At 64.8% G+C, this 17,080-nt stretch carries 18 protein-coding genes; 10 read left to right on the top strand and 8 right to left on the bottom strand.

Annotation, left to right across the window (positions count from 1 at the left end):
* Positions 1–156 precede the first annotated feature (156 nt).
* On the bottom strand, positions 157–795 hold the full coding sequence (gene pdxH / locus C0Z19_RS06005) for a pyridoxamine 5'-phosphate oxidase (RefSeq protein WP_102608896.1): 639 nt from the start codon (positions 793–795) through the stop codon (positions 157–159).
* 209 nt (positions 796–1,004) lie between these two features.
* Between pdxH and C0Z19_RS06000 the strand changes: the two genes are divergently transcribed.
* Entirely contained in the window at positions 1,005–1,895 is an 891-nt protein-coding gene (locus C0Z19_RS06000) for a tRNA threonylcarbamoyladenosine dehydratase (protein ID WP_102608895.1), read from the top strand.
* A 60-nt stretch (positions 1,896–1,955) separates the two neighbouring features.
* Here C0Z19_RS06000 and trxA read toward each other — a convergent pair whose 3' ends face one another.
* From trxA to tsaE, 4 genes are all read right to left on the bottom strand, one after another.
* Positions 1,956–2,804: a thioredoxin gene (gene trxA / locus C0Z19_RS05995; RefSeq protein WP_102608894.1), complete on the bottom strand. Its 849-nt coding sequence runs from the start codon at positions 2,802–2,804 to the stop codon at positions 1,956–1,958.
* 216 nt (positions 2,805–3,020) lie between these two features.
* Positions 3,021–3,902, bottom strand: coding sequence for a pirin family protein (locus tag C0Z19_RS05990; protein WP_102609119.1), 882 nt, complete (start codon positions 3,900–3,902; stop codon positions 3,021–3,023).
* An 83-nt stretch (positions 3,903–3,985) separates the two neighbouring features.
* Positions 3,986–5,551: an N-acetylmuramoyl-L-alanine amidase gene (locus tag C0Z19_RS05985; protein ID WP_102608893.1), complete on the bottom strand. Its 1,566-nt coding sequence runs from the start codon at positions 5,549–5,551 to the stop codon at positions 3,986–3,988.
* A complete protein-coding gene (gene tsaE, locus C0Z19_RS05980) occupies positions 5,533–6,072 on the bottom strand; it encodes a tRNA (adenosine(37)-N6)-threonylcarbamoyltransferase complex ATPase subunit type 1 TsaE (protein ID WP_102608892.1) in 540 nt (179 codons plus the stop codon). The genes C0Z19_RS05985 and tsaE overlap by 19 nt, the downstream gene beginning before the upstream one ends.
* A gap of 17 nt (positions 6,073–6,089) precedes the next feature.
* Between tsaE and queG the strand changes: the two genes are divergently transcribed.
* From queG to plsY, 5 genes are all read left to right on the top strand, one after another.
* Positions 6,090–7,358, top strand: a complete 1,269-nt coding sequence (gene queG / locus C0Z19_RS05975) for a tRNA epoxyqueuosine(34) reductase QueG (protein WP_102608891.1) — start codon at positions 6,090–6,092, stop codon at positions 7,356–7,358.
* A 41-nt stretch (positions 7,359–7,399) separates the two neighbouring features.
* Complete coding sequence (locus tag C0Z19_RS05970; RefSeq protein ID WP_102608890.1) at positions 7,400–7,885, top strand: methylated-DNA--[protein]-cysteine S-methyltransferase; 486 nt, start codon at positions 7,400–7,402, stop codon at positions 7,883–7,885.
* A 17-nt stretch (positions 7,886–7,902) separates the two neighbouring features.
* A complete protein-coding gene (gene xerD / locus C0Z19_RS05965; protein WP_102609118.1) occupies positions 7,903–8,901 on the top strand; it encodes a site-specific tyrosine recombinase XerD in 999 nt (332 codons plus the stop codon).
* A gap of 79 nt (positions 8,902–8,980) precedes the next feature.
* Positions 8,981–9,472, top strand: a complete 492-nt coding sequence (gene ybaK, locus C0Z19_RS05960; RefSeq protein ID WP_102608889.1) for a Cys-tRNA(Pro) deacylase — start codon at positions 8,981–8,983, stop codon at positions 9,470–9,472.
* 89 nt (positions 9,473–9,561) lie between these two features.
* Positions 9,562–10,221, top strand: coding sequence for a glycerol-3-phosphate 1-O-acyltransferase PlsY (plsY, locus tag C0Z19_RS05955; protein WP_102608888.1), 660 nt, complete (start codon positions 9,562–9,564; stop codon positions 10,219–10,221).
* 46 nt (positions 10,222–10,267) lie between these two features.
* Here the strand turns inward: plsY and C0Z19_RS05950 are convergent, their stop codons facing one another.
* Positions 10,268–10,753, bottom strand: coding sequence for a YajQ family cyclic di-GMP-binding protein (locus C0Z19_RS05950; RefSeq protein WP_102609117.1), 486 nt, complete (start codon positions 10,751–10,753; stop codon positions 10,268–10,270).
* A 258-nt stretch (positions 10,754–11,011) separates the two neighbouring features.
* Here C0Z19_RS05950 and murB point away from each other — a divergent pair, with 258 nt between their 5' ends.
* Positions 11,012–12,046, top strand: a complete 1,035-nt coding sequence (murB, locus tag C0Z19_RS05945) for a UDP-N-acetylmuramate dehydrogenase (RefSeq protein WP_102609116.1) — start codon at positions 11,012–11,014, stop codon at positions 12,044–12,046.
* Between the two features lie 118 nt (positions 12,047–12,164).
* Here the strand turns inward: murB and argF are convergent, their stop codons facing one another.
* Positions 12,165–13,094: an ornithine carbamoyltransferase gene (gene argF, locus C0Z19_RS05940; protein ID WP_102608887.1), complete on the bottom strand. Its 930-nt coding sequence runs from the start codon at positions 13,092–13,094 to the stop codon at positions 12,165–12,167.
* A 235-nt stretch (positions 13,095–13,329) separates the two neighbouring features.
* Here argF and C0Z19_RS05935 point away from each other — a divergent pair, with 235 nt between their 5' ends.
* Positions 13,330–13,659 carry a DUF3579 domain-containing protein gene (locus C0Z19_RS05935; RefSeq protein ID WP_102608886.1) on the top strand — a complete coding sequence of 110 codons (330 nt, stop codon included), beginning with the start codon at positions 13,330–13,332 and terminating at the stop codon, positions 13,657–13,659.
* A 294-nt stretch (positions 13,660–13,953) separates the two neighbouring features.
* On the opposite strand, the gene rpsT is transcribed toward C0Z19_RS05935, so the two are convergent.
* On the bottom strand, positions 13,954–14,229 hold the full coding sequence (gene rpsT / locus C0Z19_RS05930) for a 30S ribosomal protein S20 (protein ID WP_102608885.1): 276 nt from the start codon (positions 14,227–14,229) through the stop codon (positions 13,954–13,956).
* A gap of 402 nt (positions 14,230–14,631) precedes the next feature.
* Between rpsT and murJ the strand changes: the two genes are divergently transcribed.
* Both murJ and C0Z19_RS05915 read left to right on the top strand, forming a co-directional pair.
* Positions 14,632–16,182, top strand: a complete 1,551-nt coding sequence (murJ, locus tag C0Z19_RS05920; RefSeq protein ID WP_102608883.1) for a murein biosynthesis integral membrane protein MurJ — start codon at positions 14,632–14,634, stop codon at positions 16,180–16,182.
* Between the two features lie 5 nt (positions 16,183–16,187).
* The gene (locus C0Z19_RS05915; RefSeq protein ID WP_102609115.1) at positions 16,188–17,024 is read left to right on the top strand and encodes a SirB1 family protein; all 837 of its coding nucleotides are present in this window, start codon (positions 16,188–16,190) and stop codon (positions 17,022–17,024) included.
* Positions 17,025–17,080: the final 56 nt, after the last annotated feature.

The following is a 17,080-nucleotide window of genomic DNA, read 5'->3' as shown; positions in this document are numbered from 1 at the left end:
GTTGAAAATGCGAAGCCAAGCTAACCAGCCGTCCGCAGGTCGCGAGCGAACGCGGGCGGCGTTTTCCTGCATTGACGAGCGGGCGACGCAGCATGTCGCACCACGATCACGGCGAGCGGGCCCCGCCGATCGTGGTGCAGCGCGTCGACTCCGCCGTCAGGGCGACAGTCGCGAGAGGCGCCAACCGCCGGCGCTCTGGCGGCTGTAAAGGATCCGGTCGTGCAAGCGCGACGGGCGCCCCTGCCAAAATTCGATCGTCTCGGGCACGAGCCGATAACCGCCCCAGTGAGGCGGGCGCGGCGGATTTTCGCCGAAGCGCTCCGAGAACGACTTCTCGCGCGCTTCGAGCAGCGCACGGCTTTCGATCGGGCGGCTCTGATCCGACGCCCATGCACCGATACGCGAGCCGAGCGGGCGCGAATTGAAATACGCGTCGCTTTCGTCTGCGCCGGTTTTCACGACCGTCCCTTCCACCCGCACCTGGCGCTCGAGTTCGATCCAATAGAACAGCAGGCTCGCATGCGGGTTCGCCGCCAGGTCGAGTCCTTTCCGGCTTTCGTAGTTGGTGAAAAACACGAAGCCGCGCTCGTCCACCCCCTTGATTAGCACAATGCGGGCCGACGGATAGCCGCGCGCGTCGACGGTGGCAAGCGTCATCGTATTGGGCTCGGGCAGCCGCGCGTCGAGGGCCTGTTTGAACCAGGTCTCGAATTGCCGGATCGGGTCGGCATCGACGCTCGTTTCGTCGAGGGAGCCGCGGGCATAGTCTTTACGGAGATCGGCTAGGGTGGTCATGTTTTTATGCGGCCGCTACAGGGTCGGAGTCAGTATAGCCAACCCGGGAAAAGTCTGCCTTGTGTCTGCCCTGCGTCGGCAGGCCGCAGCGCGGGCGGGCCGCACCGCGAAAAGCCGGCACACGGGCGGCGCCCCGCGGCGGCCGGCCACCGGCTTTGCACGAGCCGATGAGGCACAATACAGGCTTCGCTCGCACGATTGTCAACCCCATGTCCAGCCTTCGCGACACCGCGTCAACTTCCGATCTTACTCCCGCGCCGGCCACGCTCGACGCCGCCGACGAGGCAGATCGCGAGCGCCGCTTCGGAGGCATCGCGCGGCTTTACGGCCGCCCTGCGCTCGTTGCGTTCGAGCGCTCGCACGTGGCCGTCATCGGGATCGGCGGGGTGGGCTCGTGGGTCGCGGAAGCGCTGGCCCGGAGCGCCGTCGGCAAGCTCACGCTGATCGACCTCGATAATGTCGCCGAAAGCAACACGAACCGGCAGATACACGCACTCGACGGCAATTACGGCAAACCGAAAGTCGATGCGATGGCCGAGCGGATCGCCCTGATCGATCGCCAGTGCGAAGTCCGCCGGGTGGAGGATTTCGTCGATCCCGACAACTTCGAGGCCCTGCTTGGCGGCGGTTTCGACTATGTCGTCGACGCAATCGACAGCGTCCGGACGAAGACGGCGTTGATCGCCTGGTGCGTCGAACGCGGGCAGCCGCTCGTCACGGTCGGGGGGGCCGGCGGACAGCTCGATCCGACGCGCATTCGCATCGACGATCTGGCGCTGACGATTCAGGATCCGCTGCTCTCGAAGGTGCGCGCGCAGCTGCGCAAGCAGCACGGCTTCCCGCGCGGGCCGAAGGCGAAGTTCAAGGTGAGCGCCGTCTACTCCGACGAACCGCTCATTTATCCCGAAGCGGCCGTCTGCGATATGGACGACGTTGCCCAGCATCTCGTCACGGCGCCTGGTCATGCGGGGCCGGTCGGCCTGAACTGCGCGGGATTCGGTTCGAGCATCTGCGTGACGGCGAGCTTCGGCTTCGCCGCCGCGGCCCATGTGCTGCGCGCGTTGGCCCGCGCCGCGAACGAGGCCGGCGCGGCGGCCTGAAAGCCCGTCAGGGCCGGTACTGCGCCCGGCGCGACCCAAAGCGGCGCCGGCCCGGCCGCATCAGTTCAGGGTGGTGCTGAGCTTGCGACGCCACGCCGAGACGAGTTCCGGCTCATGCGAGGCCAGATCGAACACCGACAGCATCGTTTTGCGGCCGATGTCGTCGCGGAACGAGCGGTCGCGCTGGACGATTTCGAGCAGATGGCCAAGTGCCTGATCGTAGGCGCGCCGTGCGATCAGCGCGCTGGCCAGGTCGAAGCGGGCGTCCAGGTTGGCCGGGTCGGCTTCGACGGCGCGCTCCAGCGCGTCGGTCGGCGGCAGCTCCGCGGCCGCGTCGAGCGCGTCCAGCCGCGTCTTCAGCGAGTTGTAGCGGCCGTCGATACCTTGCCTGGTTTTCGGGGAAAGCAGCTCGGCCTCGCGGCGTGCCTCCTCGGTCTTGTTTTCGTCGAGCAACAACTCGATCAGGTCGAGCCGCGCGTCGTCAAAGCCCGGGTCCAGCGCGAGCGCCGCCTGCAGATGATCGAGCGCCACCTCGCGTTGGCCATCTTCGAGTGCCTGGCGGGCGCTACGCTGTTCGGTCTGCGCCGGGTTCGGCACGATGCGTTCGATAAAGCCGCGCAACTGGCTTTCCGGCAGCACGCCCGTGAATTGATCGACCGGGCGCCCGCCCGCGAACGCCACGACGTGCGGAATGCTGCGCACCTGAAAATGCGCGGCCAACTGCGGATTCTCGTCGACGTTGACTTTGACGAGGCGCCAGCGGCCTGCGTAGTCGCGCTCGAGTTTCTCCAGTAGCGGGCCGAGCGATTTGCACGGGCCGCACCACGGCGCCCAGAAATCGACGAGAACGGGGCAGAGCTCCGACGCGTCGATCACGTCTTTTTCGAAAGTGGCCATGGTGGTGTTCATCGATGTTCCTCGTATGGCGTTGACCGATGATGCAGGTGGGGACAGTGCGCGCCGTTTCAACCGGCCGACGGCTCGGATAGTGGGACATGCAACGCCACGGGCGGGCACCGTGGCGGTCATCGCCGGACCAATGAGTCGATCAAACGGGCCGGTTTGGCGGGTCGGCCGGATCAGGCCGTCCAGCCGAGCGCGCTGATGAGTGGCCTGATGAGCGGTTTAGTGAGCCGGGCGCTCGGGCAGCGGGATCCATTCGGTTTCGCCCGGAACGTGGCCCATCGTCTGCGCCGCCCATGCCGCTTTCGCCCGCGCAATTTTCTCGCGCGAACTTGCGACGAAGTTCCATTCGATGAAGCGCTCGCCGTCCAGTTTCGCCCCGCCGAGCAGCATCACCGTCGCGCCCGTGCGGCTTGCCAGCGTGACCGTTTCACCGGGCGCGAGCAGCGCCATGTGCGTCGCGGCAAGCGGCTCGCCGTCGATGGCGAGGTCGCCGTCGACAAGATAGACGCCGCGCTCTTCGTGCTCGGCGTCGAGCGCGAGCGCGCCGTCGGGCGCGAAACGCGCGGCGACATAAAGCGTGGGCGAGAACGTCACGGTCGGCGCCTGCGCCCCGAAAGCACTGCCGGCGATGACGGTCAGCGTGACGCCGTTGCGTTCGATCTGCGGCAGCGTGGCGGCCGCGTGGTGCTCGAACGACGGCTCCGCTTCTTCATGGGCGAGCGGCAGTGCGACCCAGGTCTGAATGCCGTGCATGACCTGCCCGCGCTGGCGTTCCTCGTCGGGCGTGCGTTCGGAATGAACGATGCCGCGGCCGGCTGTCATCCAGTTGACATCACCGGGGGTGATTTTTTGCACCGAACCGAGGCTGTCGCGATGGAGCATCGCACCTTCGAACAAATAGGTGACGGTGGCAAGTCCGATGTGGGGGTGTGGTCGAACGTCGACGCCGGTGCCGGGCGCATAGCTCGCGGGGCCCATGTGGTCGAAGAAGATGAAGGGGCCGACGAGACGGGCCGCCAGCGCCGGCAGCACGCGGCGAACCGTGAGACTGCCGATGTCGCGCAGCGACGGCTTGAGGATGGCTTTGACCGATGACGACAAGGCGCGCTCCATGGGGTCCAGGGCGCACCATTGTACTTCGCCCGGGCCGACCCGCCCGCGCGTGAGCGCCGCCGCCGCCGGCGCTACGTCATGCGGTTTTTGGCGAGCGGCGGATTGGCCGCGAAGTAGCGTTTGATCCCCTTCAGGATGGCGCTCGCCATCTCGGTGCGATAGCCGTCGTCGTTCAGGCGCGTCTCTTCTTCCGGATTGCTGATGAAGGCGGTTTCGACGAGGATCGACGGGATATCGGGCGCTTTGAGCACGGCGAAGCCGGCTTGTTCGACCGACCCCTTGTGCAGCTTGTTGATCTCCCCGACCTCCTTCAGCACGAACGAGCCATAACGCAGCGAGTCGCGGATCTGGGCCGTCGTCGACATGTCGAACAGCGCCCGGTTCACCGATTCGTCTGCCGTCTTGACGTTGATGCCGCCAATGAGATCGGACGAGTTCTCCTTATTCGCCATCCAGCGCGCCGCGGCGCTCGACGCGCCGTGCTCGGACAGCGCGAATACCGAGGAGCCGCGCGCCAGCGGCGTGGTGAAGGCGTCTGCATGGATCGAGACGAACAGATCGGCGCCGACACGCCTCGCTTTCTGGACGCGGACGTTGAGCGGCACGAAGAAGTCGGCGTCGCGCGTCATCATCGCCCGCATGTTCGGCTGCGCGTCGATCATCGCGCGCAATTTCTTCGCGATGTCGAGTGCGACATGCTTCTCGTAGGTGCCGGCGCTGCCGATTGCGCCGGGATCTTCGCCGCCGTGCCCCGGATCGACGGCGACGGTCAGCAGGCGGACCGTCTTGCCGGTCTTGGGCGCCGTGAACGCATAGGTGTCGCCGTCCTCCAGCCCATCGTCACCGCCGCGGCTGTCGGGCGCGGCCTTGCGCTGAGCGAGCGTCGGCGGCGCCGATGACGGCTTCCGGGGCTTGCGCGCGCCACTGTTGCCCGGGCTCGCGTTCGGTGCGCCGGGCGGCGTGTTTTGCGCATAGCGCTCGAAGAATGCATCGCTGTTGTCGGCCGGCGGGGGCGGCGGGGCGGCAGGCCCCGCGAGCGGCGCCGGTGCAGGCTGCATGGCATCCTCGCTATGCTGGCTCTCGTTCAGGCGCTTTTCTTTGCGCTCCGTTTGCGCCAGCAGTTCCATCAGCGGATCGGGGGCGACGGTCGGGTACAGATCGAGCACGAGCCGATAGCGGTAGGCGCCCACTGGCGGCAGCGAGAATACCTGCGGCTTCACCGACCCCTTCAGGTCGAACACGAGCCGCACGACGTGCTGCTGAAACTGGCCGACGCGTACCGCGCGGATTTGCGGATCGTTCGGCGTGATTTTCGAGACAAGATCGCGCAGCGCCTGGTCGAGATCGAGTCCGTCCAGGTCGACGACGAGGCGATCGGGCCCTTGCAGCAACTGCTGCGTTGTTTGCAACGGTTGATCCGATTCGATCGTCACGCGCGTGTAATCGCGCGCGGGCCAGACGCGCACGCCGAGCACCGAACTCGCGAACGCTGCGCGCGGCAGCCCCAGCGAAGCGGCGAGCCCGACCACGAGCGTCGAGGCGCCGGCTCGCAACATCTGACGACGGCGCCAGTTGTGCGTGGCCGTCGCCGCCGATTCGATCGATTGGAACGGCTTGATCAACATCTTTCGAGACATGCTTTTCCTGATTCGCTGTAGGCGTGAGCATCGAGCCGGCGCCGCTCGCCATCGACCGTATCGAGTGCGAAGACGAGATCGGGTTTGCCCAGCAATGTGCCGGCCTTTTGCGGCCATTCGACGAGGCAGATCGCACCGGAATCGAAGTATTCGCGAAACCCTGCGTCGGCCCATTCGGCCGGGTCGACAAAACGATAGAGATCGAAGTGGAAGACTTCGAGCGGGCCGCCTTCGCGTGCGAGCGCGTACGGCTCGACGAGCGTATACGTTGGGCTGCGCACGCGCCCGCTATGACCGAGCCCCGCCAACGTCGCGCGCACCAGCGTCGTTTTGCCGGCGCCGAGATCGCCAAGCAGCTGCACGTGCAGACCGGTAAAGCCCGGCTTCGCGCGCACGTAATCGATGGCGTGGGCGAACCGCTCGCCGAGCGCGTCGGTGGCCGCGAGATCATCGAGCGTGAAGCGGCGCTCGAGAAGGACGTTCGCGTGCGGAAAAGACGACGGATCGGGCACGACGGGCATTCTCGTAAAATAGCGGGATGAAACGAAGTCCACAACAGGCCGCCACGGATTCTCGCGTGCCGGACGAAGTCGGTCCGTCACATGCGGCCGCCGACGTTGCCGGCAAGCTCGACGCCGCCGCATTGGCGGCGCTTGCGCAGCGCATCAAGACCTGGGGCCGCGAACTCGGTTTCGGCGCAGTCGGGATCAGCGATACCGACCTCAGTGATGCCGAAGCGGCGCTCACGGCGTGGCTCGAGGCGGGCTGCCACGGCGAAATGGATTATATGGCCAAACATGGCGCCAAACGCGCGCGGCCGGCGGAGCTTGTGGCCGGCACGCGACGGGTGATCAGTGCCCGCATGGCCTACATGCCCGCCTCGGTGCTCGCAAGGAACGAAGCTGAAAGCACACCGTCAGCCGCGGCGCACGGCGAGGGGAAGGAGGCGGGCGATTGGCGTGCGCGCGAGTGGGAGCGCCTTGCCGATCCATCGGCGGCGGTCGTCTCGATCTACGCGCGCGGCCGCGACTATCACAAGGTCATGCGTCAACGCCTGCAGCAACTGGCCGAGCGCATCGAGCGCGAGGTCGGTGCTTACGGCTATCGCGTGTTCACCGATTCGGCCCCCGTGCTCGAAGTCGCGCTCGCGCAAAAGGCCGGGATCGGCTGGCGCGGAAAGCACACGTTGCTGCTCGAACGCGACGCCGGTTCGCTGTTCTTCCTCGGCGAAATCTATGTCGACATCCCATTGCCGACCGATGCGCGAAGTGCGCCGGGGCCAGCGACACGTGCGCAGGGCGCACACTGCGGGCACTGCACGCGCTGTATCGACGTCTGCCCGACGGGCGCGATCGTCGGCCCCTATCGTGTCGATGCGCGCCGCTGCATTTCCTATCTGACGATCGAGTTGAAGGGCAGCATTCCCGAGTCGCTGCGTCCCCTGATCGGCAACCGCGTGTACGGTTGCGACGACTGTCAGCTCGTCTGCCCGTGGAACAAGTTCGCGCAAGCGGCGCCCGTCGATGATTTCGACGTACGGCATGGGCTCGATCGGGCGCGGCTCGTCGATCTGTTCGCCTGGAGCGCCGAAGAATTCGACGTACGCCTGCAAGGCAGTGCGATTCGACGCATCGGCCATGAGCGCTGGCTGCGCAATCTGGCGGTGGCGATGGGCAATGCGCTGCGCAATTCCGAGACGCTGGCCGCCGATGAAAGAGCGCGGATCGTCGCGGCGCTGCGGGCGCGGGCCGACGATGCTTCGTCGTTAGTGCGCGAGCACGTGCAGTGGGCGTTGCAGGCTGCGTAGGCTATGCTCGCAACATGATTGCCCGCCACCGGAGAGAACCGATGTACAACGCCGTCGTGAGCGCGCCGTTCGGCAAAGTCGGGATTGGCGTCGACGCCGCTGCCGGCTGCGTGCGCGCCATTGTCTATCTCGAAGATTCGGTCGGCGTCATGGCGCCCGATTCGGCACTCGCCGAGCGCGCGGCGCGCCAGATCGAGCGCTATCTCGCCAACGCCGCCGCGCCATTCGAGTTGCCGCTTGCCGATGTCGGCACGCCGTTTCAGCGGCGCGTCTGGCAGGCGATGTGCGAGATCCCGCGCGGCAGCGTGCTGACCTACGGCGCGCTCGCGCAGCAGGTGGGCGGCGTGCCGCGCGCAGTCGGACAGGCATGCGGCGACAATCCGTTTCCGCTCGTGATCCCCTGCCATCGCGTGGTGGCGGCAAACGGGCTCGGCGGTTTCTCGCATCACGCGGGAGACGGCTTCTACCCGCGCGTCAAGCGCTGGCTGCTCGCGCACGAAAGCAATCAACTCGCGCTTGCACTATGAGCGACGCGAACGAGCCCATGTCCGCGCCCGTCGAGGCGGTGTCGGGCGGTGTGCCCGAGGCGCCCTCGCCATTGGCGTCGCGGCCGCCGCTCGAGCCGCCGGCCGACGCGGCCACCCTGGCGCTGCAGGCCGCCAATGCGGGCGCGATCGACGCCTTCGGCGATGCGCTCTGGCTCGAGCATGGTCTCGCGCGCAATACGCTGGACGCGTACGGACGCGATTTGCGGTTGTTCGCCGATTGGCTCGTGGGCGCGCACGGCGTCGGCATCGATGCGGCCGCCGAGGAGCATATCAACGGCTATCTCGCGGCGCGCAGCGATGGCAAGAGCACGTCGGCAAACCGCCGGCTGTCCGTTTTTCGCCGCTACTACGCCTGGGCGCTGCGCGAACACCGGGTCAGCGCCGATCCGACGCTGCGCATTCGCTCGGCCAAGCAGGCGCCGCGGTTTCCTTCGACCCTGAGCGAGGCGCAGGTGGAAGCGTTGCTGGCCGCACCCGATGTCGATACCGCGCTCGGGCTGCGCGATCGCACCATGCTCGAACTGATGTATGCGAGCGGCCTGCGCGTGAGCGAACTCGTCCTGCTCAAGACGGTGGAAGTCGGTTTGAACGATGGCGTCGTGCGCGTCATGGGCAAAGGCTCGAAAGAGCGCCTCGTGCCGTTCGGCGAAGAGGCTCACGGCTGGATCGCGCGTTACCTGCGGGAGGCGCGGCCGGCACTGATGGGGGCGCGATCCGCCGACGCGCTATTCGTCACGACCCGTGGCGAGGGCATGACGCGCCAGCAGTTCTGGAACATCATCAAGCGACATGCGCGCGCGGCGGATGTCCAAACGCCGCTTTCGCCGCACACACTGCGTCATGCGTTCGCGACGCACCTCATCAATCACGGCGCGGATTTGCGCGTCGTGCAATTGCTGCTGGGCCATGCCGACATTTCGACGACGCAGATTTACACCCACGTCGCGCGCGAGCGCCTGAAGACCTTGCATGCGATTCATCACCCGCGCGGATGATGACGCCTGGCCCGATGACTGCGCCGCGGGCATGAGCCGCGAGGTGAAATGACGGGGCCGTTGCGCTTACAATGCGCCGATGAGCAAAACCAAACATGTCTCGGAGACCCCGGCCACGCAGTTCTTGCGGCGCCACAACGTGAGTTTCGGTGAACACCCGTACGACTATGTCGAGCACGGCGGCACGACCGAATCGGCACGCCAACTCGGCGTCGACGAGCACCGGGTCGTCAAGACGCTCGTCATGGAGGACGAGCACGCCAAACCGCTGATCGTTCTCATGCATGGCGACCGGACCGTCTCGACGAAGAACCTCGCCCGCCAGATCGGCGCGAAGCGCGTGGAGCCGTGCAAGCCCGAAGTCGCCAATCGCCATTCCGGGTACCTCGTCGGCGGTACTTCGCCGTTCGGCACGAAGAAGCCGATGCCCATCTACGTCGAATCGACCATCCTCGAGCTCGATTCGATCTACCTGAACGGTGGGCGGCGCGGCTACCTGGTCAGCCTGGCGCCCTCAGTGCTGACGGCATTGCTCGATGCGAAGCCTGTGCAATGCGCGAGCGTAGACTGAGCCTTGAACCCTGAGCCGCGCGAGCCGCGTAAAATGAGCCGCCCTGCGCGTTTCGCAGGTTATGCCCGCCAAGTTGAAAGAGTGCCTTTATGCAAATGCTGATCGCCACCGTCGCCGCTTATCTGATCGGATCGATCTCGTTCGCCGTGATCGTCAGCGCCGCCATGGGCTTGGCCGATCCACGTTCGTACGGATCGAAGAACCCCGGCGCGACCAATGTTCTGCGCAGCGGCAACAAGATCGCCGCCATCCTCACGCTGTTGGGCGATGCGTTCAAGGGATGGCTGGCCGTATGGCTCGTCGCGCGCTTCGGCGCGCGTTATGGCTTGGACGACACGGCCGTGGCGCTGGCGGCGATCGCCGTGTTTCTCGGGCATCTGTACCCGATTTTCTTCAAGTTCAAGGGCGGCAAGGGCGTGGCGACGGCGGCCGGCGTGCTGCTCGCGATTCACCCCGTGCTGGGTCTCGCAACGGCGCTCACTTGGCTCATCATCGCGTTTTTCTTTCGGTATTCTTCGTTCGCGGCGATCGTCGCGGCCGTTTTTGCACCGCTGTTCGACGTATTCCTGTTCGGCGCCAATCGGATTGCCTGGGCGGTGTTTGCCATGAGCGCGCTGCTGGTCTGGCGCCACCGCGGCAACATCACCAAGCTCATCGCCGGTACCGAAAGCCGGATTGGCGAGAAGAAGGCGGCTGCGCAGCCGGGCGCCAAACACGACGGCGGCGCGGCGCCGATGCGCAAGCATTGACGATTGCCGGCTGCCGGGGCGATCAGGTCGAGGGCGTCAAATCGCGTCAATCGCGGAAATTGTTGAAATCGAGCGGCGTGTCGGTCACCTCTTTGCGCAGCATCGCGATGACGCTTTGCAGATCGTCGCGCTTGGCGCCCGTCACGCGCACGGCGTCGCCTTGAATGCTCGCCTGCACCTTGATCTTGCTGTCCTTCACGAGCTTGACGATCTTCTTGGCCAGATCGCCCGATACGCCCTTCTTGATGGTGACGATCTGCTTGACCTTGTCGCCGCCGATTTTCTCGATCTTGCCGTAATCGAGAAAGCGCACGTCGACGCCGCGCTTGGCCATCTTCGAGAGCAGGACATCCTTCACCTGGCCCAGCTTGAATTCGTCATCGGCGAACATCGTCAGTTCGCGTTCCTTCTGTTCGACGCGCGCATCCGATCCCTTGAAATCGAAGCGCGTGGAGATTTCCTTGTTGGATTGCTCGATCGTATTCTTGACTTCGACCATGTTGGCTTCGCAAACGACATCGAACGACGGCATATTCATTTCTCCAGACTGTGTACGGGGCGGCGGCCGGCGCTCGAGCGCCGACGGCCGCAGCAATGGCTTCTCGCGAGCGCTGAGCTGTCGTGGCCGGTGGCGCTCAAAGCACTCGCTATAATCACGACCGACCGCTATTTTACCGACGCCTTTCTCCCGAGAAAACGTCGGACGAACGCCGCAGCGCATGATGCATCGCATTGTGCGACGTCTGCTCCGGGTCTGCTCCGGTACTCCATGCAAGTGCTCAATTCGCCGATGTCCGTTTCCGCCGCTACACCGCTTCTCCTGTCCGACTATTCGCTGCGTGCCTGCAACACGTTCGGTTTCGACGCGCGTGCGCGTTGGTTTTGCCGAATCGAGTCGCCTGAGCAGTTCGCCGCCGTATTGCGCGACCCGCGCGTCGCGGGGCTGCCGCATCTCGTGCTCGGCGGCGGCAGCAATATCGTCCTCACGCGCGACTTCGAGGGCGTCGTGATGCACGTCGCGCTCGCGGGCAAGCGTCTCGTACGCGAAGACAGCGAAGCCTGGTACGTCGAAGCGGCGGCCGGAGAGAACTGGCATGAATTCGTTGCATGGACGCTCGGGCAGGGGCTGCCGGGACTCGAGAACCTGGCGCTGATCCCCGGCACGGTCGGCGCGGCCCCCGTGCAGAACATCGGCGCATACGGGCTCGAATTGGCCGAGCGCTTCGGCTCGCTGCGCGCGGTTGAATTGGCGACGGGCGACATGCATGAATTCGATGCGGCGCAATGCGGCTTCGGCTACCGCGACAGCTTTTTCAAGCGTGAAGGGCGCGGGCGGTTTGCGATCACGTCAGTGACGTTCCGTCTGGCAAAGGCATGGACGCCGCACGCGGAGTATGCGGACGTTGCGCGCGCGCTCGCAACGAGCGGGGCGGGACCGTCGCCACGGGCGATCTTCGATGCCGTGGTTGCCGTGCGGCGCGCCAAACTGCCCGATCCGGCCGTCGTCGGCAATGCCGGCAGCTTTTTCAAGAATCCCGTCGTCGATGCACAGACGTTCGACGCATTGCACGCGCGCGAGCCCCAGATCGTCTCGTATCGACAGCCGGACGGTCGCGTCAAACTGGCGGCCGGCTGGCTCATCGATCGATGCGGCTGGAAGGGCAGAGTGATGGGTGGAGCAGGTGTCCATGAGCGGCAGGCGCTCGTGCTCGTGAACCACGGTGGCGCGACGGGGGCGCAAGTGCTGGCGCTCGCCCAGGCAATCCAGGAGGATGTGCGCGCGCGCTTTGGCGTCGAACTCGAGCCGGAACCCGTGGTGATTTAACGGGGGCTGAGGAACTGGCGCAGACCCCGGACAGACATCGTCGTGGGTACGCCTGCTTGCCGGCGGCCGCCCCCTTTCGACGAAGATGCGCCGATCGGGGCGTGGGCCGCCTGGTCCGTCAATGATTGAGCTTGCCGAGCAGCAGGTATTCCATCAGCGCCTTCTGAACATGCAGCCGGTTCTCGGCTTCGTCCCAAACGACGCTTTGCGGCCCATCGATCACTTCGGCGGTGACTTCCTCGCCGCGATGCGCGGGCAGGCAGTGCATGAAAAGCGCGTCCGGCTGAGCGCGCGCCATCATTTCGGCATCGACGCACCAATCGGCGAACGCGGCTTTGCGCGCCTCGTTTTCGTCTTCGAAGCCCATGCTGGTCCAGACGTCGGTCGTGACCAGATCGGCGCCGACGCAGGCTTCGTTCGGATCTTCGAATTCCTCGAAGAACGGCCTGCTCTCTTGAGCGACAAGCGCCGGGTCGAGCTTGTAACCGGCCGGCGTGGAAATGCGCAGCTTGAAACCCAGAATCTGGGCTGCTTCGATCCACGTGTAGAGCATATTGTTGGCGTCGCCAACCCAAGCGACCGTCTTGCCGGCGATCGGGCCCCGATGTTCGTAGAACGTGAAGATATCGGCGAGCACCTGGCACGGATGGTACTCGTTGGTGAGGCCGTTGATCACGGGCACGCGTGAGTTTTCCGCGAAGCGGCGCAAGATGTCTTGGCCGAACGTGCGGATCATGATGATGTCCGTCATGCGCGAGATCACCTGGGCGGCGTCTTCGATCGGCTCGCCGCGGCCGAGTTGGGTATCGCGCGTGCTCATGAACACGGCATGGCCCCCGAGCTGGAAGATGCCGGCTTCGAACGAAAGGCGCGTGCGCGTCGAGTTCTTCTCGAAAATCATCGCGAGCGTGCGATCGTGCAGCGGATGGTACGTCTCGTAGTTCTTGAACTTGCGTTTCAGGATGCGGGCACGCTCTAGCACGTACTCGTAGTCGTCCCGGGAGAAGTCGTTGAACTGCAGGTAGTGACGGATTTGTTTGGCGGCCATAAAACAAATACGGCGGGCTTCACCCGGTGCGCCGGCACCGGACGGCGCCGCCGTCGGATGTGGTAACTCAAGGCAGCATAAAGGATTTTCGGGCGTTTGACGAGCCGCGCGCTGCCCGGCCGGCGGGTCTGCCCCGTTTGTGTGCAGTGCGGCAAAACCGCCGCGCGGTGGTATAATCGACGAGTTTTCCCAAGCCCGGCGGGCAGGCTTCGGGCACGTTTCATGGGTTTCTTACATGGCCGAAGCACCCCACACCGAATACTTCATTCAAGGCATCACGAAGAGCGGGAAGAAATTCCGGCCCAGTGATTGGTCCGAGCGCCTCGCAGGGGTGATGTCCTGCTTCGGCCCCGGCGCTCAAGGCCCGAACGCGCGGCTGCAGTATTCGCGCTACGTCCGGCCCCTCCTCCTCGGCGATCTCAAATGTGTCATTCTCGATTCGCGGCTGCGCGACATCGAGCCGATGGCGTTCGACTTTGTCATGAACTTCGCGAAGGACAACGATCTCGTCGTCACCGAGGCGTGCGAGTTGCCCGACGATCACGGCGCATCCAAGCGGAAGTAGGGCGGTATCGGCTCGCGCTCTCGCGGCTCGCCCCACGATCAACTCGGGATAGCGCGGATCCCGCAATCGCAGTTCCGATCATAGCCTGATGAGTTCAGGCCAAAGTTCAGGCGCAAAAAAGCCCGCAAGTTCATCGCTGAATTGCGGGCTTTTTTGTTGCCGGGCAGCACGAGCCGGTGACGCGGCCGGCGAATTCGCCTATCGGCCACTCCGCTTGTGAGCGGCGAGGCGTTGCGCGCCTCGGCGGTTCGTACCTGCTGCGGTCAACCGATCAACCGGGTCAACTGAGACTTATTATGCAGCAGCGGCTTGCAGACCCTTGATGGCTGCGGCCAGGCGGCTCTTATGGCGAGCGGCCTTGTTCTTATGCACGATCTTCTTGTCGGCGATGATGTCGAGCGTCTTCGACGATGCGCGGAAAACTTCCGCTGCCTTGGCTTGGTCGCCGGCTTCGATTGCCTTGCGGACAGCCTTGACCGCCGTGCGGTACTTCGAGCGCAGTGCCGAGTTGTGCGAGTTCGCCTTCGCGGCCTGACGGGCGCGCTTGCGTGCTTGTGCGGAGTTAGCCATGAGAGTTCCTTGTCCTGTACTGTTTCGGCGCCCGGCCGGAAGGCCAATCGAGTGCCGTTTTTTGGTCCATACGTCTGGAAGCGATTGCCCAGAAGTGTAAAAACTTCGGCGAAGCGTGCTTGCGGCTTTCGCGCATTTTCGATCCCGTTTGACCCTGTTCGACCGCCACCGGGGCCGGCAGAAAACAAGAAAAAGCCGACAAGCGGCCGAGACCGAACTCGAGGTAGAGCCTCGAAACGCGCGAGTATAGCAACAAAATCAGGCACATGGCAAGTTCAACAGGAATCCGGCCGAACCGGTTCGACTGCAGCCGGTCCGGCTGCAACCTGTTGCCGCCCATGCGGTCGAAACGCCGGAATTGCCGTTCGGCCGTGCCGTCGGTGCCCGTATAATTAGCGCCCCATGAATCTATTCCGAGCCCTGCTGACGGTCAGCGGCTTCACGCTGCTGTCGCGCGTGACCGGACTGGCCCGCGAGACGCTGATCGCCCGTGCGTTCGGCGCCAGCCAATACACCGACGCTTTCTACGTCGCTTTCCGTATTCCGAACCTGCTGCGGCGTTTGTCCGCCGAAGGGGCGTTTTCGCAGGCGTTCGTGCCGATCCTTGCCGAGTTCAAGAATCAGCAGGGGCACGATGCCACCAAAGCGCTCGTCGATGCGATGTCGACCGTGCTTGCCTGGGCGCTCGCCGCCATTTCCGTGCTGGGGGCGCTTGGCGCGTCCTGGGTCGTCTACGTCGTCGCCTCGGGGTTGCGTGCCGACGGCCAGGCGTTCGCGCTCGCCGCGTCGATGACGCGGATCATGTTCCCCTACATCATTTTCATTTCGCTGACGACGCTCGCCTCGGGCGTGCTGAACACGTACGGGAGCTTTTCGCTGCCCGCGTTCGCGCCGGTCCTGCTCAATATCGTCTTCATCATTGCGGCCGCATTCGTCGCGCCGCACATGAAGGTACCCGTATTCGCGCTCGCATGGGCCGTGATCGTCGGCGGCGTGCTGCAATTCCTCGTGCAATTGCCGGCGCTGAAAAAGATCGACATGGCGCCGCACATCGGGCTGAATCCCGTCGCGGCACTTGCGCATCGCGGCGTCAAGCGCGTGCTCGTCAAGATGGTGCCCGCCACGTTCGCCGTTTCGGTGGCGCAGCTGAGCCTCATCATCAATACGAACATCGCCTCGCGTCTCGGGCCGGGCGCCGTTTCGTGGATCTATTACGCAGATCGGCTCATGGAGTTTCCGACGGCCTTGCTCGGTGTCGCGCTCGGTACGATCCTGCTGCCCAGTCTGGCCAAGGCGCACGCCGATGAAGATCCGCACGAATATTCGGCCCTGCTCGATTGGGGCCTGCGAGTCACATTCCTGCTCGCCGTGCCGAGCGCGCTCGCGCTGTTCTTTTTCGCCGTGCCGCTTACGGCCGGGCTATTCGACTACGGCCGCTTCGACGCACATTCGGTCGCCATGGTTGCGCGGGCGCTGGCGGCGTACGGCGTCGGGCTCATCGGTCTGATCCTGATCAAAATCCTGGCGCCGGGCTTCTACGCCAAACAGGACATCAAGACGCCCGTGAAGATCGGTATCGCCGTGCTCGTCGTCACGCAGTTGTCGAACTACGCCTTCGTGCCCGTATTCGCGCATGCGGGGCTGACGCTGAGCGTCGGGCTCGGCGCTTGCGTCAACGCGGCATTGTTATTCATCGGATTGCGTCGGCGAGGGATCTATACTCCGTCGAGCGGGTGGTTGCGCTTTTTCGTGCAACTGGTGGGCGCGGCATTGCTGCTTGCAGGCGCCATGCACTGGAGCTCGATCAGTTTCGACTGGGTTGGGCTTCGGGCGCGCCCCATCGCGCGCATCGCCTTGCTCGGAGCCTGTATCGTTCTGTTTGCCGCGCTATATTTCAGTATGCTTTGGCTGATGGGCTTCAAATACGCGTACTTCAGAAGGCGTGCCAAGTGACCGCCATGACATCCGTTCTCGATTATTTCGCGACCCTTGTTGCCGACGACGATAGCCTGCCTCTGACCGAGACAGCGATCTCGCTCGCCCAGGACGCTTACCCCGATCTCGACCTCGAAGCGGTGCTGGGCGAACTCGACGAACTTGCGCTGCGCTTGAAGCGTCGCTTGCCCGAGGCTGCCGATCTCACCGAAAGAATCGGCACGCTGAACCGATTTTTTTTCCGCGAGTTGGGCTTCGCCGGCAATCTGAACGATTACTACGACCCCGACAACAGCCATCTGAACGTGGTGCTCAAGCGCCGACGCGGCATTCCGATTTCGCTGGCGGTGCTGTACCTGGAGTTGGGCGAACAGATCGGCGTACCGGTCAAGGGCGTCTCGTTCCCGGGACACTTTCTGTTGCGCGTGACGCTGCCCGAAGGCGACGTCATGCTCGATCCGACGACAGGCCAGTCGCTGTCCGAAGCACAGATGGTCGACATGCTCGAGCCGTACATTTCGCATACCGAGCAGTCGATCGGCAGCGCGCTGCGCATGTTGTTGCAGCCGGCCACGCCGCGCGAGATCGTCGCGCGCATGCTGCGCAATCTGAAAGCGGTCTACCTGCAGACGGAGCGCTGGCAACGGCTGCTCGCAGTGCAGCAGCGGCTCGTCGTGCTGCTGCCGGAGAATCTGGAGGAAGTGCGCGATCGCGGATTCGCCTACGCGCGGCTCGACTACCTGCGGCCGGCGCTCGAAGATCTCGAACGTTACCTTGGCGATCGGCCCGATGCCGAAGACGCGACTGCAGTCGAGTCGCAATTGAACGAACTGCGTCAGCGTACCGATCACGGCAATTGAGGTTCGCGCCGCGTGAGGGGGCGACCACGATCAGCAGGCGGGACGAACGACGCAGG

It is taken from the genome of Trinickia soli (assembly GCF_002879855.1).
GTDB classification, from domain to species: Bacteria; Pseudomonadota; Gammaproteobacteria; order Burkholderiales; family Burkholderiaceae; genus Trinickia; species Trinickia soli.
The sequence above is the reverse complement of the archived record's forward strand: the minus strand, read 5'-3'. Positions and strand labels throughout refer to the sequence as shown.